At 43.5% G+C, this 24,239-nt stretch carries 18 protein-coding genes; 14 read left to right on the plus strand and 4 right to left on the minus strand.

Going from position 1 to position 24,239, the window contains the following annotated elements; genetic code table 11:
- Nucleotides 1-176: 176 nt before the first annotated feature.
- From AC6CIF_RS11835 to AC6CIF_RS11845, 3 genes are all read left to right on the plus strand, one after another.
- Nucleotides 177-1,259 (plus strand): ABC transporter substrate-binding protein, encoded by a 1,083-nt coding sequence (locus AC6CIF_RS11835; protein ID WP_498199771.1) that lies wholly within the window; start codon nucleotides 177-179, stop codon nucleotides 1,257-1,259.
- A 212-nt stretch (nucleotides 1,260-1,471) separates the two neighbouring features.
- Entirely contained in the window at nucleotides 1,472-2,131 is a 660-nt protein-coding gene (locus AC6CIF_RS11840) for a TetR/AcrR family transcriptional regulator (RefSeq protein ID WP_498199772.1), read from the plus strand.
- Complete coding sequence (locus AC6CIF_RS11845; protein WP_498199773.1) at nucleotides 2,128-3,264, plus strand: alpha/beta hydrolase; 1,137 nt, start codon at nucleotides 2,128-2,130, stop codon at nucleotides 3,262-3,264. Before AC6CIF_RS11840 ends, AC6CIF_RS11845 begins: the two co-directional genes overlap by 4 nt.
- 131 nt (nucleotides 3,265-3,395) lie before the next feature.
- Here AC6CIF_RS11845 and AC6CIF_RS11850 read toward each other — a convergent pair whose 3' ends face one another.
- Nucleotides 3,396-3,734, minus strand: coding sequence for a cupin domain-containing protein (locus tag AC6CIF_RS11850; RefSeq protein ID WP_498199774.1), 339 nt, complete (start codon nucleotides 3,732-3,734; stop codon nucleotides 3,396-3,398).
- A gap of 79 nt (nucleotides 3,735-3,813) precedes the next feature.
- On the minus strand, nucleotides 3,814-4,641 hold the full coding sequence (locus AC6CIF_RS11855; RefSeq protein ID WP_498199775.1) for a helix-turn-helix transcriptional regulator: 828 nt from the start codon (nucleotides 4,639-4,641) through the stop codon (nucleotides 3,814-3,816).
- Between the two features lie 203 nt (nucleotides 4,642-4,844).
- Between AC6CIF_RS11855 and AC6CIF_RS11860 the strand changes: the two genes are divergently transcribed.
- The 6 genes from AC6CIF_RS11860 to AC6CIF_RS11885 all read left to right on the plus strand — a co-directional run bounded on the left by AC6CIF_RS11860 (nucleotide 4,845) and on the right by AC6CIF_RS11885 (nucleotide 12,256).
- On the plus strand, nucleotides 4,845-6,314 hold the full coding sequence (locus AC6CIF_RS11860; RefSeq protein WP_498199776.1) for a sensor histidine kinase: 1,470 nt from the start codon (nucleotides 4,845-4,847) through the stop codon (nucleotides 6,312-6,314).
- A gap of 6 nt (nucleotides 6,315-6,320) precedes the next feature.
- Nucleotides 6,321-7,013, plus strand: coding sequence for a response regulator transcription factor (locus AC6CIF_RS11865; protein WP_498199777.1), 693 nt, complete (start codon nucleotides 6,321-6,323; stop codon nucleotides 7,011-7,013).
- A 119-nt stretch (nucleotides 7,014-7,132) separates the two neighbouring features.
- Nucleotides 7,133-8,641, plus strand: coding sequence for an S-layer homology domain-containing protein (locus tag AC6CIF_RS11870; protein ID WP_498199778.1), 1,509 nt, complete (start codon nucleotides 7,133-7,135; stop codon nucleotides 8,639-8,641).
- A gap of 10 nt (nucleotides 8,642-8,651) precedes the next feature.
- A complete protein-coding gene (locus tag AC6CIF_RS11875; RefSeq protein WP_498199779.1) occupies nucleotides 8,652-9,356 on the plus strand; it encodes an ankyrin repeat domain-containing protein in 705 nt (234 codons plus the stop codon).
- A 312-nt stretch (nucleotides 9,357-9,668) separates the two neighbouring features.
- Nucleotides 9,669-10,382, plus strand: coding sequence for a beta-glucanase (bglS, locus tag AC6CIF_RS11880; protein ID WP_498199780.1), 714 nt, complete (start codon nucleotides 9,669-9,671; stop codon nucleotides 10,380-10,382).
- 227 nt (nucleotides 10,383-10,609) lie between these two features.
- A complete protein-coding gene (locus AC6CIF_RS11885; RefSeq protein ID WP_445253372.1) occupies nucleotides 10,610-12,256 on the plus strand; it encodes an extracellular solute-binding protein in 1,647 nt (548 codons plus the stop codon).
- Nucleotides 12,257-12,412: 156 nt separating this feature from the next.
- On the opposite strand, the gene AC6CIF_RS11890 is transcribed toward AC6CIF_RS11885, so the two are convergent.
- A complete protein-coding gene (locus AC6CIF_RS11890; protein WP_498199781.1) occupies nucleotides 12,413-14,053 on the minus strand; it encodes a response regulator in 1,641 nt (546 codons plus the stop codon).
- Nucleotides 14,054-14,064: 11 nt separating this feature from the next.
- Nucleotides 14,065-15,774, minus strand: coding sequence for a sensor histidine kinase (locus AC6CIF_RS11895; protein ID WP_237175284.1), 1,710 nt, complete (start codon nucleotides 15,772-15,774; stop codon nucleotides 14,065-14,067).
- 146 nt (nucleotides 15,775-15,920) lie between these two features.
- Here AC6CIF_RS11895 and AC6CIF_RS11900 point away from each other — a divergent pair, with 146 nt between their 5' ends.
- From AC6CIF_RS11900 to AC6CIF_RS11920, 5 genes are all read left to right on the plus strand, one after another.
- Nucleotides 15,921-16,871: an ABC transporter permease gene (locus AC6CIF_RS11900; RefSeq protein WP_017688355.1), complete on the plus strand. Its 951-nt coding sequence runs from the start codon at nucleotides 15,921-15,923 to the stop codon at nucleotides 16,869-16,871.
- Between the two features lie 15 nt (nucleotides 16,872-16,886).
- Entirely contained in the window at nucleotides 16,887-17,765 is an 879-nt protein-coding gene (locus tag AC6CIF_RS11905; protein ID WP_076210648.1) for a carbohydrate ABC transporter permease, read from the plus strand.
- A 43-nt stretch (nucleotides 17,766-17,808) separates the two neighbouring features.
- Nucleotides 17,809-22,266 (plus strand): carbohydrate binding domain-containing protein, encoded by a 4,458-nt coding sequence (locus AC6CIF_RS11910; RefSeq protein WP_498199782.1) that lies wholly within the window; start codon nucleotides 17,809-17,811, stop codon nucleotides 22,264-22,266.
- Between the two features lie 97 nt (nucleotides 22,267-22,363).
- Nucleotides 22,364-22,492: a DUF6254 family protein gene (locus AC6CIF_RS11915; protein ID WP_219845137.1), complete on the plus strand. Its 129-nt coding sequence runs from the start codon at nucleotides 22,364-22,366 to the stop codon at nucleotides 22,490-22,492.
- 363 nt (nucleotides 22,493-22,855) lie between these two features.
- On the plus strand, nucleotides 22,856-24,154 hold the full coding sequence (locus AC6CIF_RS11920; RefSeq protein WP_498199783.1) for an NCS2 family permease: 1,299 nt from the start codon (nucleotides 22,856-22,858) through the stop codon (nucleotides 24,152-24,154).
- The last annotated feature ends 85 nt before the right edge of the window (nucleotides 24,155-24,239 follow it).

Here is a 24,239-nt window from a genome sequence, read left to right on the forward strand (position 1 = left end):
AACCAAGTTCGATCCTAAACAAAGGACATGAACGTGGTTTCTTTTTATTCATCAGACGAATGATATTGATTATTGTTCTCATTTACACACTTCGACATTTACTGTATACTGACAATAGTTATTTTACATATGGGTCTAAAAGACAAGAGAGAATTGAAAAGGGAGAGATTATTTACATGTTGGTATCCGTTAAAAAAGGGATGTTTCTTTGTTTAATTACTGCAATGATTTTGGTGCTCGCAGCGTGTTCAAGCAGCAATGGTGGCAGCAAAGATGCAAATGGCAGCTCACAGCAGGCTGCGGAGAGCAATGCCACGAATGAAGCAACAAATGGGGAACAAACCGACGCAGACTCTTCAGCACCTGCTGAAACAACTTACCCAGTAACCGTTTCAAACTATACAACAGAGAACGGCACATGGGTGAAGAAGGATCAAACGTTTGACAAGGCACCTGAACGAGTAGTTGCCAATACTCAAGGTGCAGCCGAGCTGATGATTCGCCTTGGTTTGACAGACAAACTTGTAGGTGTAGCTGCGTTGTTTGGTAGTGTACCTGAAGATATTGTTGACGAGTTTAAACAAATTCCTGTGCTTGCTGAAGGCTATGTAGGTAAGGAAGTGACAATAGGGGCTACGCCAGACCTGGTTGTAGGGCGTGGTGGATTGTTTGAGGATGCGGACTGGGGTGTTGGTACAGTAAGTAGCTTGAATGATATGGGGATTAAAACGTACGTACAAAGCACCAGTGTTCCTGATGCATCGTTAGATAGTCTGTATCAGGATATTACTGAATTAGGTGAGATATTCAACGTACAAGCCAATGCAGCGGCATATATTGAGACGCTTAAAGCACGCGAGAATGCCTTGTCGGCCCGAGCTAGCGCTGAGACGATCAATTATGCATCATTTTCGGATAATGGTGATGGAACCATTGGAATTTACAACGGAAATGGTGATACGTTTATTGAAAGTGCAATGTCATTAATCAATATGCATAATATGCTGATTAATGAAACTGGCACACTCAGCCTGGAGAAGTTAATCGAGATTAATCCGGATGCAATGATTATTTCGAGATATGCAGGTGGCATTGATCCTGAGCAGACGATTGAAAAACTGCTTGCCAACAAACAGGTACAAAACATTAACGCAGTTAAAAACAAAAAAATCTACATTATTGATTTCAACAACTTCTGGGGTTACGGGGATTCCATCTTCACAGGTGTTGAAGGACTCGCTGATGATCTCGGGTTGTAATGAAGCCAAGAACAAAAACATAGTACCATTAAAAGTCGCTATTTTAGCGGCTTTTTTTGTTATCAGGGACCAAATTCCTGTCTAAAGCTGTTCCCGGTCAGCCTGAATGATAGCGAGAATGGAGTGAACGCTCTATTTTAATACGATTTGACTTGTGAATGAATTATCAGTATAGTGTGAATCAGTTCACACTTCATATTAAGGAGTAATCTATGCCAAAAAATACTTTCTTTCGTTTAGACGAAGCAAGGCGCGAGGAAATATCGAATAGCGCTATGCATCTTTTTGTTGATAATCTTTACGAGGATATAACTATGAAGATGGTTTTGGATAGTTTGTCCATGCACCCCGGAACATTTTATCGGTATTTTGAAGACAAAGATGACCTTTATTGTCACTTAATACGTAATGTGACCAAGAAAAGAGCTGCATACTTCAGTAACAGTAATGAAGATTCCCTTTACAGCTATTTCCTTACTGGCTTATTTGGTAACGTTAATGGCATGGTGACCGAGCCACTGAATGAGTTGGAAATCAAACTGACTAAAACATTTTTATATATTCCTGAGGACATTTTGCTGAAAGTATATGTGAATGTCTTAAAGGGCGAGTCATTCCCCATGATCAAAGACATTTTACGCCGAATGAGGGTTGATGGATATCTCCGACCGGATGTTGACGACGACCTGATTTCTTTTATGTTTGAGTCAATGCAGCTTAATTTAATCTTGTTTTTTAGGGAATTCGATATTAAGGACTCTGAGCTGCAACATAAGATCAGCAAGTACTTTGCTGAATTTATGGGTCATGGGCTGCTTGAAGATCATAAATATTCTGAAATGGTTAGCGATCTTAAGGGGGAAAGAAAATGAAAACCTATGACGCATTTCCAGAACCAATTGGGGGCTACACTGTCGGTCGAACCCAGATGGATTTTGAGTACACGGCATTAGATTACTCCAAAAGAGAACTGACCGCTTTTGTGTACTATCCGTCTGACAGTAGCGAAGGTAAGACTACATCAACGTACATGTTTCCTGAAGTCTACGTGATGTTTAATGAGCAGCCACTTGTCACCGCGTTGAAGGATGTTTTTTCTATAGATATCAAGACCCAGTGTTACGACGACCTTGCTCTTTCCGGGAAGGAAAAGCGCTATCCAGTGTTATTCTATGTTTGCGGCGGGGGCGGATCTCCAGAATGGGGTACAGTGCTTTGTACAGACTTGGCAAGCATGGGGTATGTTGTGGTAAGCATCGGCCATCAGAATAGCACGATGTATAAACGTAAAGATGGGCGCCTGTTTAATGTATCCAAGGATTTTTCGGATGTCATTACAGCGTTTGGTGAAGATCCGGAGATGCTGGCGTTGGCTGGTAAGATGGAGATGCGTTCTGACGATGAAACTGCCATTGAGATGTGCCGTAACGTGCTTGCACTACCGATCCTTTCCAAGATAACAGAGTATAGTGAATTACAGGCAGCAGATGTGAGGTATGTAGCCGATTATCTTTACAAACTGGACTCTGGAGAGCTGAATTCCATCTTTAAGGGTAGATTACTGCTTGACATCGGCATGGGTATAGTCGGACATTCTTATGGAGGGCCTACGACGGCGATGGTTTGCCGGGATGACGACCGGTTCGCCTGCGGGATTGGCTTGGATAGCAGTGCGTTTGGACTTCTTGACAGCGATCTTAAGAAACCCTTCTTGTTCCTGTTTTGTGAACCTAACTATAATATGAATGCGATTATTGGCGCTAACAATAGCATGGAAACCTATTATTTCTCAGTTGATCGTGTTGCACATTTGGATTACTGTGACATCGTGTTTACCAGTGTTAATGAGGAACACAGAGGCGAACGGGATGCTATGGAGATGCGAAATCTTGTTACAGACTATGCGAAGAACTTTTTTGATCAATACATACTGCAGAAGGCAACAAGTGTGGAAAGTCTGGCATACGATGGTGTGGAATTGATCAAGAAGACCAGCAACAAATGACATAACCGAGAGATTGCTGATTAATGCATGTCAAAAAGCTAGCCGTACAGACGCAGAGCCGATAACCCCTATTACGCGGTTATCGGCTCTCTGATATTACAAATTGACATTCTGGTTCCAATAACTGACGCTTATTCCGCCTTATTCCCGCCAGTGTTTACTTCGCTTCCAGGCTCCATCAACATGATATGACATTCCTTTTCGGCGGAAGGTTTGATCTCGACTCCTTTAGGGACAATATACATCTCGCCCTTGGAAATCTTCACTTGCCCATCACGAAAATCAATTATCATTTCCCCTTCGAGCACAAAAAATAACTTGTCAGTCTCCTCATGAACATGCCACTCAAAATCTCCAGCAATCTTAACGATCTTAAATTGATAGTCATTCATTTCACCAATGAGTTTCGGAGACCAAAGATCGTTTAATTTCGAAAATTCCTCATTTAATTGAATAGCTTGATAGTGCATCGTCATTCCTCCTGTGTATTAATCCTATATGTTCAGTATACTGATCTAAGCTTTGGTATAACATGGATGCCTATTGAAATCAGGATGGATTATTGATGAACTTCAGACGATACTCCGTAGGAGAAATACCACATTGTTTCTTAAACACTCTGCTAAAATAAAAGGGGTCAGCAATGCCAACGCTCTCAGCAATCTGTTGTACAGATGTATCACTTGCCAATAACATTTGCTGTGCCATGTTTATACGATATTTCAATACATATTCTGCTGGACCCATACCTGCATGTCTTCTAAACACGTAGGAAAGTCGATTTCGATTAACATTATTTTGTTCTGCAAGCGATGCGACAGTCAGACTTTGATCATAGTATTCTTGGATATAGGTAGAGACCCGTTCGAATAAAACATCTGATTCACAACTATTTTGCCTATGATCAACACATATTAAGGTCTCATTCAGTACATCGCGAAACAGCATCTCGGTCTGAAACTTTGAAATACCTCCACGCTGGTTATACACATGCCAAAGACGCGTGATTAATTCGATCAGACGTGGAGACTGACCCGTTGATAATTCAAAATGCTGATGGGAAAAGCTTGTCTCTTCGAGGTCCGAACTACATATCCGGTATAAAACGAGGATGTATTCCCAGTCCGTTCTATGAAACACGGTTTGATCCAGTTTCATTTTCGCGCCCCCATGTACAACTTTTCCTGGTGAAAAGATATAGGGCGTACCATCAAATTGAAATTGTATTTTTCCTGTAAGAGGAAATACAAATCCAGGAAAAGAATCGGTATAGTCAGCCTGGGGAACCCCTGGATTTCTAGCATATCGATATACTCCTTCGACTTGAAAAGGAATGTGTGCAAAATGCGCTGCTAACTGATTAACGTCTACTTTCACATTACGTACCTCATTTCAAAAGTGTTTGCCGGTCATTCTAAGATAAATCGTTGTGCACCTTACTCCAACATTATTGATAACGATTATCACTGTCAACATATATAATGAAAAAGAAAGCTCTTTTTTACATATGGGCAATAGAATCCATCTTGTGTTAACATGTGCACTAACTAATCCAATTGTTTGCTTGAGAAGGGGAACCCATGTCAATTCGAATAAAAATGCTGCTGTCCTTCACGGGCATGCTTGTTATAAGTCTGCTGTTCATCTTACTTACCGCAAGTCTGTATACGATTGCGGCCACGGGGGATCTACAGAGTTTCCGTGATATTTACAAGGTACATTATCAGATCAACCCCCTGACTGAACAGGGAGAATCGATCTTTCAAGAGATGAAGTTTCTGGCCAAAAATGACCCTGATGACCTGCAGAACAAGGTTTTGCTGCGTGAATATGATATGAAGCTTCGAGCTGAGAAGTCAGGGCTCTACATCAGACGAGAGAATAGTCAGATCTTCGAATCACTGACCTTCAACCAGCCAGAACTGAAGCAAGCACTGCCTGCCTATGATCTTAACAATTATCAGATTCGGAGCACCTTCAATATTGGTGAGCGATTTTACGCGTATGCAAAATTTGATTTTCAATATTCAGATGGGGAACGGGGGAGTATCTTTGTCATTCGCGAGAGAAGCCCCTTTGCGGAGCTTACTCGCAAGTTGCTGCCTGTGATGTCATTTCTGCTTATTGGCGTCCTCATCATTGCAAATCTGCTCTTGTTCCGCTGGATCACGCGCAGCTTCATTAAACCATTGAATCAACTACGGAGTTCAGCCGAACATATTAAGGATGGCAATCTATCCTTTAAACTTCAGCTAAACTCCAATGACGAGGTTGGTCAACTCAGCGAAGCGTTTGAGAGCATGCGGAATCAATTACAGCGCTCTTACGCGTTACGTCAGCAGGACGAAGTGAACCGCAAAGAGCTTATCTCCAACATTTCGCATGATCTCCGTACGCCGATTACCAATATCAAAGGTTATATTGAGGGCATTCGTGACGGAGTGGCTAATACTCCGGAGAAAATGGAGAGTTACGTTAATATCATTCACTCCAAAGCAGTTAGCATGGATAAGCTGGTGGATGAACTGTTTTTGTATTCCAAGCTCGACTTGAACCAAGAGCCGTTCCTGTTCAAAACAGTTGATCTCGCTGATTTCCTTGAAGATAGCATCGAAGAGCTGAGATATGATCTGGAGGATAAAGGTGTTGCAGTGGATTGGAATAACCAGATGTCTGGTCCCGCTATGGCTGCTGTGGATCCGGAGAAGTTAAAACGTACCGTTGTTAATGTGGTGGATAATGCACTCAAATACATGGAGAATGAACACAAACGATTCGAGATTACACTTCAAGCTGATGAGAAATGGATTACGATGGGCTTTAAAGATAATGGCAGGGGAATTCCCGAAGAGGCACTGCCTTATATATTTGAACGCTTTTATCGTGCAGAACAATCCCGCAATTCCTCAACGGGCGGAAGTGGGCTCGGGCTAGCAATTGCCCGCCAAATCATTGATGGACATGGGGGCTTCATCTGGGCTGAAAGCCAACCCAATGATGGCACGAGTATATATATCAAGCTGAAACGGCTGAATGAAGAGAGGAATTAATAAGTAATGGCAAACATTTTGATCATTGAAGATGAAACAACGATTGCGGAACTGGAACGGGATTATTTTGAGCTCAACGGATTTTCCGTGGATCTCTGCCATACTGGAGATGAAGGTCTGAAGCAGGCATTGGAGGGGGACTATAATCTGATCATTGTTGATCTGATGCTTCCGGGACTTGACGGATTCGAATGTTGCAGGCGTATTCGCGAGGTAAAAGAGGTGCCCATCCTTGTCGTTTCCGCGAAAAAGGAAGAAATCAATAAGATCCGGACATTTAATCTGGGAGTGGATGATTTTATTACAAAACCGTTTAGCCCAAGTGAGTTGGTTGCACGAGCAAAGGCTCATTTGACCCGATACGAGAGACTACTTGGCAAAAACAAACCAGCTGAGCAGGATGAAATCCACATTCGGGGGCTTCACATTGACAAAGGATCACGCCGCGTTTTTGTTAATGGAGAAGAGGTGGCGATTACAACCAAGGAATTCGAGTTACTTGTATTTCTTGCGAGTCATCCCAACCGTGTATTCAGCAAATCAGATCTGTTCGAGCGGATCTGGGGCATGGATTCCACCGGAGACATTGCAACGGTTACCGTCCATATTCGCAAACTGCGGGGGAAGCTGGAGACAGACCCCAAAAATCCGGAGTATATTGAAACCGTCTGGGGTGCAGGCTACCGGTTTACTGCATAAGTTTCGTGAAAATTTAGAGCCAGTTTATATTTTGTTAATAACTTTAGCCTTCGGAGTTTCTTTTTGTTCTCTATTCTATAGATACAGGCAACTACAACCTATAGAGGAGGAATTCAACCATGAATTCTACAACCCGCAAAATCGCTACATTTCTAACTATAACTGCATTAGGTACAGCAGTGTTCCCGTTAACTGCGAATCAAGTACATGCAGCTACATACGTTACTAACATTGCGGCAACAACCACACAGCTTACCCAACAACAGATTGAAGCTGCTATCAAGGATCTGAATAGCTTGGGGATCATGAACGGATATGCAGATCAATCTATGGGTGAACTTCGAGCAATTACCCGTGCGGAGTTAGCTTCATTGGTTTTCAAATCGTTTAATTTGGAGAGCAAGACGGGAGAAATCGTAGAATTAACGGATGTCAATACCAATGCATGGTATGCGCCATATGCGGCAAAGCTTGTTGAACTTGGCATCATGCAAACGAATGATGGACAATTCAATCCGCAAACTCAAGTGTCGGATGCTGAACTCGAACAGATCGTATCCAAAGCGATGCAACGTGATGTAAAGTCTGTTCACCATTGGATGAGCGAGTTTTACTCCGAGAACGGTTTAGCAACGCGAGGCGAAACAGCAGTGTTGTTGCAAACTGCACACCAAGCTATTCCTTCGGAGCAAGCTCAAATCAAGAGCGTTAGATCACTGAATGGCATTACGTTAATTGTAACTTTTGACAAACCGCTGACAGCAGCGAATGAAGCTTTTGCCAAGGCACAAACGGACTTTGCGTTTAGTGGCGGGTTGACGTTAACCAATATGCCCCGTTTGAAAACAGGGTCGATTGCGACTTACATCGTTCCAACGTCTGTACAAGATGCTGGTGAAGTGTACAACCTGACTTACAAAGGCCAAGTCGCTGGTTCCTTTGAAGGCAGTGGCACGAAAATAAACATGACAACGGTTAGACAAGTAACAAATGATACATTCGAGATTGAAGCACTGCAAGTGAACGGTGTAGTGGATTATGGTTACATCATTTCGGCTTACAGTGGTGGTCGAGGAGCTAATGCATTTGTCCTAAATGATCAAGAGCAAGCAGGAGGCAAAACGTATCAAGTTATCTCCTCCATGCAGGCAAGACAAGTTGTAATTACGCCAGAAGGTGGCGAGCCTATCGTTGCCAGATATGTTCCGTTCACGCAATCCACAGATGGTAAACAAGAACCGAAGTTTCGTTTGCCTGAAGGACAAACGCTGAAATCAGGTGTCACATATACGGTTTCTTCGGATTGGGCCAACATCGAAAATGCTTCATTTACGGCGAAATCGTTTGATGCACTAGTGGTTGCAAGTGCTCAAGCAGTGAGCGAAACCTCCATTGAAGTTACGCTTGACCATGACCCTGGGGATGAACTGTTCTCTGGTCGAAGTGTAACGTTAACTTCACCTAGCGGAGATGTTCTGACGGCCACTTATAAATATTCAAGTCGAAAAGGTGCGACGGGTGTATTCGACATAACGAATGATGGGAAGTTGACTCCAGGTACTACGTATACAATAAACCCAGTTGGGGATTGGGGTATCGCTTCTTCGGTCACCTTGACACTGGAGTAAAGGAGGCAGTATGAGTAAATCGCTGATCATCGTTGTCCTGATAAGTAGTATGTTGATCGTCCAAGGCTGCGTGCCTGAAATGAGAAACGACTCTAACGTGGAGGTAAAGGCCATGACTTCAGCAGATGAACAGCTGTTCAAGGCAGTAGAGGACAGCGATACTGAACGCATCGAACAAATGATTCAAGCAGGCGCCAATATCAATGCTCAAGATCAGAGTGGACGAACCGCTACAATGATTGCAACCTACAATAATGATCTAACATCGGCTAAAGTGTTAATTGAAGCGGGGGCAGATGTGAATATACAGGACGATATGCAAAATACCCCGTTTCTGTATGCTGGCGCTGAAGGATACTTGGATATTTTGAAGCTGACAATCGAGGCCGGAGCGGACCCAGCGATAACGAATCGATATGGAGGGACAGCACTTATTCCAGCTTCGGAGCATGGATATGTGGATGTAGTGCAAGAATTACTGACTCAAACTTCGGTGGATGTGGACCATGTGAATCAATTGGGATGGACAGCACTACTCGAAGCGATCATTCTTAACGATGGCAATGCTCGGCAGCAGGAGACGATACAATTACTCGTTGACCACGGAGCAGACGTAAACATATCGGACCGTGATGGGGTGTCACCACTCAGTCATGCGAAGAATAGTGGCTTTAAAGAAATTGAAGACATTTTGGTACAAGCTGGTGCGAAATAGAACCCTTTTAGGGTGAATAAATTAACAAACATATTGAGATATATGTAAAAATGGTTTTGATGGAGCGCCTGATTCCTTCTATGCTGAAGGGCAGGCGCTTCATTCAATCCATCTTACGTATATGAAATTGGCGTAGTCTTAACATGACATGAATAGATACGAGAACGAGGATCTTAAAAATTGAATATCTCTGCTTTGAAGTTTGCTATAGTTTACCACCATGCTTCCGGATAAAATGGAAATACCAACCATGTAAGCGCTATCTATTATTGCGCTGCTTATACATGTTGGAATCATTCATGGAGGTGTATGATGAAGAGGAAGTCTTGGTATAGTTTGGCGGTAACGGGTGTCATCTCTTTGTTTTTTTCGGTAAGCGCTTTCGCGGGTTATGTGTTCTGGGAACCTCTAACCTATTTTAACGCAAGTACGTGGCAAAAAGCGGATGGGTATTCCAATGGGAACATGTTTAACTGTACGTGGAGGGCTAACAATGTTAATTTTACAAGTGACGGCAAGCTTAAGCTTGGTTTGACCAGCTCTGCACAGAACAAGTTTGATTGCGGAGAGTATCGTACCACGAATACGTATGGGTACGGCTTGTATGAAGTCAGTATGAAACCTGCCAAGAACACAGGTGTAGTTTCCTCATTTTTCACATACACAGGCCCTGCACATGGCACCCAATGGGATGAGATTGATATCGAATTTTTAGGAAAAGACACAACCAAAGTGCAGTTTAATTATTATACCAATGGGGTTGGTAATCATGAGAAGATTATCAATTTAGGTTTTGATGCATCCCAGGGCTTCCATACGTACGCATTTGACTGGCAACCGGGACATATCAAATGGTATGTTGATGGTGTATTGAAGCACACGGCAACCAGCAATATTCCGAAAACACCTGGAAAAATTATGATGAACCTCTGGAATGGAACAGGAGTAGATAGCTGGCTCGGTCCTTATAACGGGGCTAATCCGCTCTATGCAGAGTACGATTGGGTCAAATATACGAGTAATTAAGCAGACTGAAGCAGCCGTTAGCGGCTGCTTTTTGCTATATTCAGGCATTGTATTTATTCAATATATGTATTCAATATCCAATATCCTAAATTAATGCAATAAATGTTGCAATATTAGTATGGGCATAAATATCAAAAATTCATTATGATTAACCTGTAAGCAACATTACATAGACTGGGGGAACGAAGTTGGACACAAGTAAAAAGAGACGAGTAGGCAGTTTGGTCATGATTGGTGTATTGGCCCTATCTGCAGCCTTGAGTGGGTGTAGTAACGGGAGCGACAAGAAAACAGAATCGAGTACACCAGCGACAACGTTGGAGCTCAAAGATGGAAAGTATGATCCACCAGTATCCATTACGTATTTACGACCATGGGGTCCAGACGTGAAGTTTAAGTCAGGCGAGGATCAGGATAATAATGTCCATACAAAATGGGCCAAGGAGAAACTCGGAATTGAGTTGAAAAACCAGTGGATATCTCCTTCTACCAATAATGCATTTGAGACGAAACTGCGTCTGTCACTGGCTTCCAATGCAGACATGCCAGACATTATTTCGTATCGCGGTGAATTCAATCTGGTGCGTGAATTGATTGAGTCCGGAAAATTTGTCGATGCGGGCGAGTTGTTTGACAAATATGCCAGCGACACATGGAAAGCAGCCGTAAACGAAGATCCTTCCGTATGGTATCCATACATGCAAGATGGCAAAAAGATCGGTATTCCGATTCTTGACTATTCCTATAATGGTGATCCTGTCATGTGGATCCGTGAAGACTGGATGAAGAAATTCAATCTGGAAGCACCTAAAACGATAGATGATCTTGAAGTCATTATGGAAACGTTTACGAATCAAGATCCGGATGGCAATGGGAAGCAGGACACTTACGGACTCACCATTGGCTTCAAGAACTGGCTGAACACATGGATGTCTGAAGCTGGGTGGGTATTTGGCGCTTATGGTACAATGCCAAACCAATGGAATCTGACGGCAGACGGAAAACTTGAATACGGTTCCGTTACACCTGGTGCAAAACAGGCTTTGGCCAAATTACAGAGCTGGATGAGCAAAGGGTATATCCCGGAAGAAGCCGGCGTGTATGACGAGACAAAAGCAGCTGAAGAATTTACTGCCGGAAAAGCAGGTATTGTGGTTGGTCCTCACTGGATGCCATCCTGGCCGCTGGAGGATGTGAAGAAAAACAATCCTGAGGCTGAATACAAGGCGTATCCAATTCCTTCCGGTCCAAATGGTCAAGCAGGAAGACATGGTACGTCAAACGGAAATGGCGTAGTTCTAATTAACAAAGACATGAAAAATCCGGAAGCCTTTTTCACCTATCAGAACTATCTCTTTGATCACTATGCGAATCCTAAAGAGGGCGATGAGTTTGAGCATGGATTTGCGGAAGGATACGATTGGGTTATGGTAGATGGGAAACCATCAACCGATGCAAGTCTTACGGGTGGTTATGCTCCCGAGAAGTACACGTTGACTTTTGATGGCGCGAGAATTCCGAATTTGAGTATGACAACACTCGCGAAGCTGGCAAGTGGTGAAGAAGCAACTACACCGTTTGAGAAGAAAATCAAATCAGGTGTACCAGTACCTATGCTTGATGCAGCCAAGATTGTTTTGGATCAAAAGGATATCGTGTTCAATCAAATGTTTACCGGTGCACCTTCAATGACGATGCAGATGAACAATGACATTTTGACGAAGATGGAGAAAGACACCTTCTCTCAAATTGTATATGGCAAAACCTCTGTGGACGCGTTCGACTCATTTGTTGAGAAGTGGAAGTCTTCAGGTGGAGATCAGATTACGAAAGAAGTTAACGAGTGGTATGATTCCGTGAAAAGCGGAAAATAGGATGACAAAGGGCTGGCTGAAATGATTCATCCCGGCCACATAAGCACCAAAAAGGCATTGCAGGAGAAGATCTCCGGCAATGCCTTTTTGTATTTGATATGGAGAAGGGGAAACCGGAGAGATTACTAGAACGTCAAGTCTGGTCTGTGTACTCTCTTAAACCGGCAGATTTTCCCGATATTCCTGTGGTGTAAGATCATAAAATTTCTTGAAAACTCGAATGAAATATGCGGTATTGTTGTAACCGACAAGTTCTGCAATCTCAAACACTTTGGCGGTTGATGTTCGCAAATGATAGGCTGCTTTCTCCATTCTTAACCGGTACACATAGGCAGTAAGTGCTTCACCTGTCTCCGCCTTGTATACCTTGGACAAGTAGACTGGGTGCAGATGCACATGGTCGGCAATTGCAGGCAGTGATACATCTCCAGCCAGATGAAGGTCGACAAAACTTTTGACGCTGCGCACAATGGTGCTGTGATTGTCTCTAAGCTCTTGTTCAGCATCATCTCGTATGTAATGAAGTGTACGCACGGACCAGTCCTGTAGCTGCTGCGCAGTGGAATAGCTGGGAGCTTGAAAGTAACGATAGGACTCTGCTGGTATCAAAGAAGAGATTTGTTTGCCATTTTTATGAATGATGTACGCAAACGCGCCCGCTATAGCAAAATACACCTCAAAGGTTGACTCGGCAATATCATGATGTTCATTGGAATGCAGCAGTTCCGCAAAAATGTGTTCGATTTTCTGTTCCACATCCTCAAAGCGACCAGCTTCGAGCAGGCTAATCAACGTTGGTGGCTGATACAGCGACCTGATCGTATGTAGAGGGTTAGCATCCGTTTCATCGGAAGCGGTGACAAACAAACCTTGCACCTGACCCATCCGTTTACGCATGGACATAACCGTTCGCTCATAGAGTTCTCCAATTTCATGGGGAAACTTGCCCCAACTGGAGACCGAAATGGAGATAGCACCTTTCAAGTATAACTGAACATTGGTTTGAATCTGGGCAGCATACTGCTCAAGCAATGTCTGAGGCGTCTCGCTCCTGCTATAACTCATCGTTGTTGAATGTTTCATGCTTACCAGAACAACAATGTAATCGTGCACGTCACGTGTATGCCAGATATGAAAATGATTATGCATCACTTCACTTATGATATTACATATCGCATATTCCATTAGGGCCAGGTCGCCGTGTGCCATATCGGATAGATGTTTCTCCATACGAATAATCAGCATGCCGAGGTCTTCGCCTACGGAGTAGGGAAGTTCCAGCAGATCAAGCTTGTCTGCCAGTGTCTTCGGATCATAGACTTTTCCAGTCAGCAACTCATGCAGCATCGTGGATTGAAGCAATGGCAGATGATCCTGAAAGGCGTGTAAGGCACGTTGATGAGATGCTGCCGTTTCCCACTTTTCTTTAATCCGATGAACAAGACGTTGCACGGATTCGATCAGATCTTCATCGCTAACAGGTTTCAGCAAGTAATCAAAGCTTTCCTGCGCAATGGCCTGTTTCGCATATTCAAAGTCGGCGTGGCCTGATAACAAAATCGTCTGCACATGCGGCCACTTTTCATGAATCGCTGTAATCAGTGCAATGCCTGACATTTCGGGCATACGTATATCCGTAATTACAATGTCAATGTCGTGGTTGTCCATAATTTCCAGCGCTACTGCACCGGATAATGCTTCATGAACTGTACCGATCCCGCAGCTTTCCCACGGAATGGTCTCTGCCAGCGTTTCCACGACGGAACGTTCATCGTCAACTAATAATATTTGCAGCATGGGTCGTTCACCTACTTGTCTGTATTGTCGTGCCATGTGATGTTAACTTTAATCCCACCCATTGAAGAATGATCATAAGATAGTCCAGATCCTTCACCGTACAGAAAAGATAAACGCTGATGGACATTCCATGTACCACATCCCATATTCTCATCCAGCGGTTTAAGAAGATTATCTCTCAGATGATCAAGCTGTTTCTCAGACATGCCAAGCCCGCTGTCCTCCACGATAATCGTGTACACATCATCCTCGCAGTCCGCATAGATTTTAATCTCACCATCCACCGATTTGGGCTCCAGACCATGAATAATAGCGTTCTCAATAATAGGCTGGAGGGTTAGTCTGGGAACTGTTTTATCTAAAATATCATGGGGCACGTCGATTGTAAAATGCATTCGTTCCAGACGAAGTGACTGGATTTCCAAATAATTTTTGACCATTGTCAGCTCTTCACGAAGCGTGGCTTGATCCTTTTCGGACCTGGTTATGTATCGGTAATACTCCCCCAGATTCAGTGCCATGGCTACCACGGCCTTTTCATTTTTCATGCGGGCCATGTTCTTGATATAGAACAGACAGTTATATAGAAAATGCGGATTAATCTGCGATTGCAACTGTTTGAGCGTGGCTTCCCGACTTCGTAATTTCTCCTCATATACATTCTCGATTAATTCTTGAATTCGTTGAGCCATGATGTTAAAACGTGCAAATAACAGGCTGAACTCATTGCGTGCAGAATGATGAAGCCGAACGGAAAAGTCCCCGGTGGACAGGCGATTTGTCCCTTTCACCAACTGTAAAAGCGGAAGCTGCACACTTCGGTAGAGTGTATATAATACAACAACGCTCATCACGATCAGAACGGCAATTGAAGCGTAAAAGAGATTCCGGCTGCTCGTAATCGGTTTCAAAATTTGCTGCATAGGCACATAGTCAACATAATACCAGCCGAGGCTCTTGGATTGAATGTAAGAGACGTAATATTCCGTTTTGTTCAACGTTGTACTGAATCCACCGCTGGCTTGCAGTTTTGCTCCTTTCAGAGAAGGCAGGATCGCGTTCAAGGTTTCCTTTCCAGAACTATTGCTGATTAATCCATAATCGGGATGGAACATGAACGGGTCGCCTTTATTATTTAACTTGTTTTGATTAAGAAGTGCAGTTAAGTGATGAACTGGAAAACTGATTTTGGTAATCAATCTGGCTTTGCCAGGTCTCGCCATCGCTGTCGTTGGATCGGTAGTGTACCAGATAAACTGATTGTCGGCATAGGTCCAGGATTGCGAGAGAGGCTCCTTAAATTCATCATCCCTGTAAGGAATGTAAGCATAATAATCCGTTGATATCACTTTTTGCATCCTTGGGAAGTATAGTGTGATGGTCGAATGCCATTTGCTTGCTGCGTTGTACAGATTCATTTTCTCCAGAATGGCACTTCCAACTTTCACACGTTCATAGGGAATGTCCTTGTAGTCGGGACGCTGATATTCCTGAATACTCGAATCTTGCCCAATAGACATCCCATACAATGACAGTTGGTAAATGTTGGATTCTACTGAATCAGCAAATGTTGAGAGATGATTCATCGTATTGTTCTGAATCTCGTGTTCGATAACACGCACGCTTTCCCGGTTCGAGTATGTATAGAGAAACAGCACCAGAATAAGCAGCATCACAAACAACAGTGTAATTTTGGTAAAGACATTCAAACGTGTGAACAAAGTCCAACCTCCTTAATCTTATTAAAATATTGATATCGTTGTTGCAATATTAGGATATAGATCACAAATTTCCATTGCTATAATTTTAATATACAAGTTCACGATGACTTGTAAAATACAAAATTTAGAACATGGGGGATGCAGGAGTGAAGGAACATACGTTAGAAACGCCGCATAAACGGCGCTCCACCAGGGTTAAACAGCGCTGGAATATGCAACGGAACTGGACCTTGCATATGATGCTCATTCCAGCTGTATTGCTGGCACTGGTGTTTCAGTACATACCGATGGGTGGCATTGTAATTGCTTTTCAGGATTTCAAACCATACTTGGGATTTTCTGAATCCAAATGGGTGGGTTGGGACAATTTCCGATATTTATTTTTATATCCGGACGTAGGTCAGGTGATCTGGAATACGCTGGTCATTGCATTTTTCAAAATCATCGCAGGTCTGTTCGCTCCATTCCTGTTTGCCATTTTGCTCAATGAAGTGCGTTTGACGGCATTCAAGAGAGTAAGTCAAACGCTTGTGTATCTACCGCATTTCCTATCATGGGTTATTCTCGGTGGTATTCTGCTCGATATCCTGTCTCCTCAGGGCGGCATGGTCAACCAGCTTGTCGTAGCCTTTGGAGGAGAACCGATCTTCTTCCTGGGAGACGGTACATGGTTCCGAATAACGCTGATCCTCAGTGATGTGTGGAAAGAATTTGGTTTTGGTACGATCGTATTTCTGGCTTCTCTCTCAGGAATTAATCCTGCACTCTACGAGGCTGCCGAGGTGGATGGGGCCAACCGATTTAAACAGACGCTGCACATTACGATTCCGGCATTAATGCCGATTACAATCGTACTGATGACACTCTCTATCGGCAACATCCTGAACGCCGGTTTTGATCAGGTATTCAACTTGTACAATCCGCTTGTGTATGACAAAGGCGACATCATTGACACCTTTGTATATCGACTCGGGATTCTGAACGGGAAGATGAGTTTTGCCACAGCAGTAGGGTTGTTCAAATCTGTGGTTGCTACCATTTTGATTGTTATATCTTACAGAATGGCTTACAAACTAGCTAATTATCGAGTTTTCTAGAGAGGAGAAAAGGGCTTGTATTATAAAACAAAAGGATACCGCATATTCAGCATCGCTAACTATACTTTTCTTGGGATATTATCGATACTCTGCATTTTACCAATTATTCATATATTGGCTGTTTCATTCAGCAGTATGGCGCCAGCATCATCAAACCTGGTTACCTTCTGGCCCATCGGGTTCACAACCGACGCATATGTGAAAACATTTGGGAATTCAAACTTCATCAACTCCTTGATCGTATCACTTAAACGGACTGTAATTGCAACGATCATTGGTATGGTCATCATGCTCATAACCGCATTTCCGTTGTCGAAGGAAGATATCAGTTTTAAAGGTCGCTCCTTATATACGTGGTTTTTCGTATTTACCATTTTGTTCAGCGGCGGTTTGATTCCAAGTTACATTCTGATCCAGAAGCTTGGCCTGATGAATACAATCTGGGCACTTATTCTGCCTGGCGCGCTGTCCGTGTGGAACGTTATTCTCATGATGAACTTCTTCCGCGGACTGCCCAAAGAACTTGAAGAAGCAGCTTATTTGGATGGAGCAGGTCATATCAAAACGTTGATTCTGGTCTACGTACCGCTTTCACTTCCAGCGATCGCAACCTTGTCCTTATTTACGATGGTGTATCAGTGGAACTCCTGGTTCGACGGCATGATCTATATGTCTGATATTAAAAATTATCCACTTGCTTCTCTGCTACAGACCATTATCGTTCAGCAAGATCTCAGCAAAATCAACGTCGATCCTTCCATGTTGGAGAATATCTCGCAGCGAACCGTACGCGCAGCACAGATCTTTATCGGCGCGCTTCCGATCCTGATGGTATACCCGTTTTTACAACGTTTCTTCGTTAAAGGGATCGTTATTGGAGCAGTTAAGGAATAGGTTATGCAAATGCAAGGATAACTGAGCTGAGGGAGGAAGAAGGATGAGAAAAGGACTGGCATGTATGGTGGCATGGAGTTTAATAGCTTCTCTCGTTTATCCAGCAACTGCTGGAGCAGAAAGTGTAAAGGGTCAAGCGGAGGTGGGAAATGTGCAGGCGAAAAGCCTGCACTCCTCTGTTCCCTATACAGACCTGACCGGGCATTGGTCACAATCTGCAGTTACACGGTTGCAAGAGTTGAATGTATTGAAAGGTTATACGAACGGTACATTCAAGCCTAATCAGGAAATTAGCCGAGCTGAATTCGTTATGATTTTGGATCGGGCCTTTGGTTTCACGGGTAAAGCGACGATTGATTCATATGCGGATATGACTTCAGACGATTGGTACTATGACGTAATGGTGCGAGCGAATGGTTCCGGCATCATCGAAGGCACAGACCGTGAACATCTCTCACCGCAAAAACCGATTACCCGCCAAGATGCAGCGGTTATGGTAGATCGAGCTTTTCAGCTTTCCACGGTTACAAGTGAAGATAATGAACGATTGGAATTTCAGGATGCAGATGATATTTCCATTTACGCAAAGAAAGCGCTTACCTATCTGGTGAGCGAAAATATTATAAAAGGCTTCCAAGGTAAATTAAATCCCAAATCCCCGATTACACGAGCAGAGACGGCAACAATGTTGTCGGCGATGATTGCAGATGTAAAAAGTGCTCCTGGTATATATGAGTCCCCGGTGGAGGGCAACTTGATTATTAAATCGACGGATGTCACGTTAAAAAATATGGTTGTTAATGGAAATCTGCTGCTGGCAGAAGGCATTGGCGAGGGATCTGTTGTTCTTCAGGGCGTAACCGTCACAGGAAGTGTCATCATTAAAGGCGGAGGCAGCCATTCCATCGACATTAACAACTCCAAGCTGAATCGAGTAGTCGTTGACAAACGTGGGGAACCCGTCAGAGTTGCCATTACGGAAGAAAGTAACATTCAGGAGATGCATGTAAAGCAGAAATCCATTCTGGAGATCTCTTCAAACAGCCTGATTGATTCCATGAATATTCATGCAGAAGCCAGTCAGACTCGAATGGATACCAAAGGTACAATCCAAAAATTGAGTGTAGATGCCGATGATGTTGTGATCAACGGAGAGAAAGTAAAACAAGGATTACGCACATCCATGGTGGGTGAAGCCCACCAACCTGCTTCTTCGCAGCCTGGTGGTTCAACAAATGTGACAAGCACACCCACACCATCTTCTCCAGACGGGCAATCACCGTCTACACCATCGACACCAAGCCATCCGGCTGGCGAAAAACCGGTTCCAGCAACAACGATTCCGCATGATCAATGGGAGCTGGTCTGGAATGATGAGTTTAACGGACCTTCGATTGATTCTTCCAAATGGACCGTACAGGATACAGGACTTGTTTATAACAATGAAATGCAATATTACAGCCCCGATAACACTCGCATTACAAAAGATCAGAATCGAAGCGTGTTGCAGATTGAAGCAAAAAAGGGTCCGAAAAACGGAAAGGATTACAGCTCTGGCAAACTGATCTCCATGGGAAAAGGCGACTGGACCTACGGTAAAGTAGTTGTACGTGCGAAGCTTCCGATCGAAAAAGGCATGTGGCCTGCCATATGGATGATGCCAACAGATGAAGCACATTATGGTGGATGGCCTGCCTCAGGAGAAATCGATATTATGGAGCTAATTGGTGGCAAAGAGAGTAATAACAAGGTATATAGCACATTGCATTATGACAGTGTGAAGCCTGACGGTTCCCATGGACATGATCAGGGAAGCCATACTCTTCCGAAGGGAGAAACTTTTGCTGACGATTATCATGATTTCCAGGTGGAATGGTTGCCGGGTATGATTCGTTTCTATGTGGATGGAAAGCTGCATCATGAAGTGACCAACTGGCAAACGAAGGCCGCGGGCCAACCCGAGTATTATACGTTCCCTGCACCATTTGATCGTCCATTCTATCTGATTCTGAATCTGGCAGTTGGAGGAGACTGGCCGGGGGCACCTGAAAGCAACTTCACTTCCGAAAAGATGAATGTTGACTTTGTGCGAGTATATTCTTACAAAAATCTAGACACATGGCCTGATGTAACAACAAATCCCATCGAGCCTGCGCAACAGCGTGACCCACAAACCGATGGCAATCAAATATACAATGATCGTTTTGCGGAAGGGTCTGCAGACAATGGAGTGCCTCATCAGTGGAAATTCATCACAAATGCTGATGGAGCTGGCAGTGTCAAAGTTGTAACGGATGAGCAGAAAGGGAAAGCAGCAGAAGTTACCATTGATGCATCGGGTACTGAAAACTACTCGGTTCAACTCACTCAGATGCCGATGTACATCAAGAAAAACAAAAAGTACAAGATCCAATTTGATGCGAAAGCATCTGCTAACCGTACGATCATGTCCAAACTGAACCAATTTGAAAAAAGCTGGACCAATTATTCGGGTGATAACACCTTTGAACTCACGACAGATTGGCAATCCTATGACTATACCTTCAATATGCGGGATGGCACGGATAACAATGCCAGATTCGAATTTAATCTGGGGTTGGATGATACAACCGTTTGGTTTGCCAATATCAGACTGATCGAGGTGGGTGAAGCTGATCCGTTAACTGTCGAACGAAACGCGCTACCTGATGGCAACTTTATTTACAATGGCACATTCGATCAGGGCAAGGAGCGTCTGGGATTCTGGTCAAGCAGCATTCAGGAGAGTGCGGCAGCCAATATAAGTGTAAATAACTTTTCGAAATTCCCGATCATGGAGCGTCAGCTGGTTGTTGATGTTACTCAAACGAATGGTGACCCACAGCAAGTTTCGGTGAACCAACCGGATTTGAAGCTGGAAGCGAATACAACGTATGGTTTCTCCTTAGATGCCAAGGCAGACACACCGCGAAGCATCGACATTGATGTTGTCAGCAGTAACGGGCATACGGTACAGATTCATCAAGGACAAAACCTCTCCTTGAACCAAGAAATGAAAACATTCACCGGAGAAATCATCATTGGAGATGGAGCATCAATCGCACAATCCGAGCTAAAACTGTTATTCGGCAGTTCTGAAGGTAAGGTATATGTGGACAATGTTCGTCTGACGAAACGCGGCAAACCTCTGTCAGTGAATGGCTACGCACATGTACCTGCAACCGAAGCCTGGATGATGCAGGGCTTACAACTGGAGGACTCCGTAGAAGGAGGAAAACATGTCAGTTACATGGATCAGGGAGATCTGCTGCAATATAAAATCGATGTAGCTCACGACGGAGTATATGTTCTGTCTGCCCGAATGGCCAGTGGAAAGAGTGATTCCAAGGTTCAGTTCAGCATTCAGGATGAACAAGGTACAACCGTTGCACAATCAGACCTGAGTCTCGGAGACACGGGTGGATGGCAAGCATATAAAATGGTGTATTTCCCAGGGGTCAACTTGACAGCAGGCAAACCCTATTATGTGAATTTTGAAGGAGCAGATTATAATACACGTTGGGTGGATATTTCACAAAACAAAATTCAGAACAGTGAGCTAACAGCTGATCTGAATCATTGGGAGCTAATTCCTAATGATCTGACAGCCTCACATGACGAGGGTGAAGGATTAATGGTTAAATTGCCTGGTACAAGTGAACATTGGTGGGATGCTTTGTTGCAACAAGGTCAGATCAAACTCGATGCAAACAAAACGTACCGACTTACCTTCGAGGCATTTGCTTCAAGTCCTAAATCCATGCAAGCGGTTCTTTCTCAGAATGCAGGGGATTTTGTGAAGTATTTTGAAGAAGAAGTGGAATTAACCGCGGATCAAAAGTCATATAGTTACACCTTCACTATGGGGGATAGCTCCGATTCGGCAGCTATGCTTGCATTTGGATTAGGATATCCGCTCTCTACAGGTGAACACTCGATTCACATCAATAACGTCCAATTATATGAAGTGAATCCGAATGCAGATCAAGGAGGGCAGCCTGCTCATGTTAATCTTATTCCTAATGGAGACTTCTCCAAAGGTAAGGAAGGTTGGTTTACCCATGCGGATGGTGATGCAGCGGACCTTGAGATGCAAGTTAGCAATCAACAGCTTCAAGCCAAGATTGGTCATGCAGGACAGCATCCATGGGATCGTCAAGTCATCAATGAAGGATTTGGCATACAGCAAGGTTTTAAATATAAATTAACGTTTAAAGCCAAAGCGGAGAAGTCCAGAAAATTGGGTTTGGGAGTTGGATGGGTCGATGCCGCTGCCAACTATGAATGGCATGGTTTCTTTGGGGCACGAGTTGATTTGACTCCAGAAGAACAGGAGTTCACGTTTACATTTGATGCAACAGAAGACAGCTATGCGAATACTCGAATTTCATTTGATCTGGGTAACATTGATGGTGAGCAAGATGGCAACACAACCGTCTCATTATCCGAGGTCAGCTTGATTAATCTGGGTCCTGCCAATTAGCTTCTGAATTCTCTATATGCATGCAGAATAAAGTTGTCCAGAAATGACATCATAAAGAAGTAGTAAACATCTCAGTTTCCAGAGGAGGATATCTTGTATGGCTGACCAGAAGAAACGCAAAGAAGCTGCCTGGAAGTCACGAAAGCAAGAACAGCATCCCCATGGCAAAATCAAATCGCTTAAAGAATTATCCAGCGAATATGAAGAGAAACCTACTACGAATTAACCAAGAGACTGTCAGTGAACATTGCTGGCAGTCTTTCTTCATATATTGCAGACATTGAGCGATACGTACTTACTCTATTCTAAAAACGAATGAACACAAGATATAATGTCTGTATAGTTCGTAAACAACTGTGAACAAATCGTTAATTCATTGACATTGCATGTGATTTTAATTAAAATACGAAATGGACTTCAGGTTGAAAACAGATATGAGTATCTTTATGTTTAGTTTAGAGCTTAGCTGTTGAATCTTTAAATCCTAACAACGAATATAGGAGCGACAATATTACAATCCTATATGAAGATTAGGATTTTTTGTTTTTAGCTTTGGAGTATAATTTGAAAGTTGGAGGCTGGCTTTACCATGGACAAATGGTTCAAACTTAAAGAACGAGGCACGAGCATCCCCACAGAAATTATCGCAGGGGTTACAACATTTTTCACAATGGTATACATAGTTATCGTAAACCCAGGAATACTCAGCAGCACAGGCATGGACTTTAACGGAGTATTCATAGCAACGGTACTGGCAAGTATTGTGGGAACTCTGATTATGGGAATATGGTCCAATTATCCAATCGTCATCGCGCCGGGTATGGGCCTGAATGCATTCTTTGCCTATAGCGTAGTTGCCGGATATGGCGTGTCTTGGCAGGTTGCACTGGGAGCCGTATTTATAGCAGGGATTTTGTTTATTATTTTATCACTGACTTCATTCCGTTACATGTTGCTTGATGCAATTCCTGCTAGCTTAAAACATGCCATAACCGCAGGGATCGGATTGTTTATTACAACGGTAGGTTTGCAAAATGCCGGGATTATTGCCGATTCAGAATCAAATTTGATTACGATCGGAAACTTGGCTGAGCCAATGGCTTATCTGACCATTATCGGATTAATTATCACAGTTGTGCTAATGGCTTACAAAGTGAAGGGTTACCTGTTCATCGGCATGGTGGTTACAGCGATACTTGCCTGGATCATGGGACTATTCCAAATGCCAGAATCAATTGTCTCCATGCCGCAAGGACTCACCTCAACGGCTTTGCAACTGGATCTGGCAGGTGTATTCTCGAATGGCTTGTATACGATCATATTTACGTTCCTGCTGATCACACTGTTTGATACGACCGGCACGATGCTTGGCGTTGCTGAACAAGCAGGATTGCTTAAGGATGGTAAATTCCCACGCTCGCGTGGCGCATTATTGGCAGATGCCGTAGGAACAACCAGTGGCGCTTTGCTCGGAACAAGCCCAACATCAGCTTATATCGAGTCCAGCACAGGAGTCGCTGCAGGCGGAAGAACGGGACTGACAGCGGTAACGGTAAGTGTGCTGCTTGCGCTGACCTTGTTCTTCACACCGATCGTAAGTGTAATATCAAGCATTCCGGCGATCACTTCTCCGGCACTGATCATTGTTGGGTACTTTATGATTAACGTTATCAGCAAAATCAAATGGGATGATCTCGAAGAAGCATTTCCTGCCTTCCTGATTATCATCCTTACTCCATTGACGCATAGTATTGCGACAGGCATCGGCGTAGGTTTCATCTTCTATCCGGTACTCAAGCTGCTTCGTGGAAAAGGTAAAGATGTTCATCCCATCTTCTACATTTTTGCGGTATTGTTCTTCATTCAGCTTGTATTCCTGGACCACTAAAAATGTTCTAATCATAAAGAGAACTGCTTTAACAAGCAGCTCTCTTTTTTTTGTAGTTCATACTCCGTTCATATTCCCGTCACGT

The sequence above is a fragment of the Paenibacillus sp. GQ49 genome (genome assembly GCF_059759055.1).

Coding starts and splice junctions, on each gene's coding strand:
- AC6CIF_RS11835 (WP_498199771.1), top strand. CDS start 177: ATGTTGGTATCCGTTAAAAAAGGGATGTTTCTTTGTTTAATTACTGCA.
- AC6CIF_RS11840 (WP_498199772.1), top strand. CDS start 1,472: ATGCCAAAAAATACTTTCTTTCGTTTAGACGAAGCAAGGCGCGAGGAA.
- AC6CIF_RS11845 (WP_498199773.1), top strand. CDS start 2,128: ATGAAAACCTATGACGCATTTCCAGAACCAATTGGGGGCTACACTGTC.
- AC6CIF_RS11850 (WP_498199774.1), bottom strand. CDS start 3,734: ATGCACTATCAAGCTATTCAATTAAATGAGGAATTTTCGAAATTAAAC.
- AC6CIF_RS11860 (WP_498199776.1), top strand. CDS start 4,845: ATGTCAATTCGAATAAAAATGCTGCTGTCCTTCACGGGCATGCTTGTT.
- AC6CIF_RS11865 (WP_498199777.1), top strand. CDS start 6,321: ATGGCAAACATTTTGATCATTGAAGATGAAACAACGATTGCGGAACTG.
- AC6CIF_RS11870 (WP_498199778.1), top strand. CDS start 7,133: ATGAATTCTACAACCCGCAAAATCGCTACATTTCTAACTATAACTGCA.
- AC6CIF_RS11875 (WP_498199779.1), top strand. CDS start 8,652: ATGAGTAAATCGCTGATCATCGTTGTCCTGATAAGTAGTATGTTGATC.
- bglS (WP_498199780.1), top strand. CDS start 9,669: ATGAAGAGGAAGTCTTGGTATAGTTTGGCGGTAACGGGTGTCATCTCT.
- AC6CIF_RS11885 (WP_445253372.1), top strand. CDS start 10,610: ATGATTGGTGTATTGGCCCTATCTGCAGCCTTGAGTGGGTGTAGTAAC.
- AC6CIF_RS11890 (WP_498199781.1), bottom strand. CDS start 14,053: ATGCTGCAAATATTATTAGTTGACGATGAACGTTCCGTCGTGGAAACG.
- AC6CIF_RS11910 (WP_498199782.1), top strand. CDS start 17,809: ATGAGAAAAGGACTGGCATGTATGGTGGCATGGAGTTTAATAGCTTCT.
- AC6CIF_RS11915 (WP_219845137.1), top strand. CDS start 22,364: ATGGCTGACCAGAAGAAACGCAAAGAAGCTGCCTGGAAGTCACGAAAG.
- AC6CIF_RS11920 (WP_498199783.1), top strand. CDS start 22,856: ATGGACAAATGGTTCAAACTTAAAGAACGAGGCACGAGCATCCCCACA.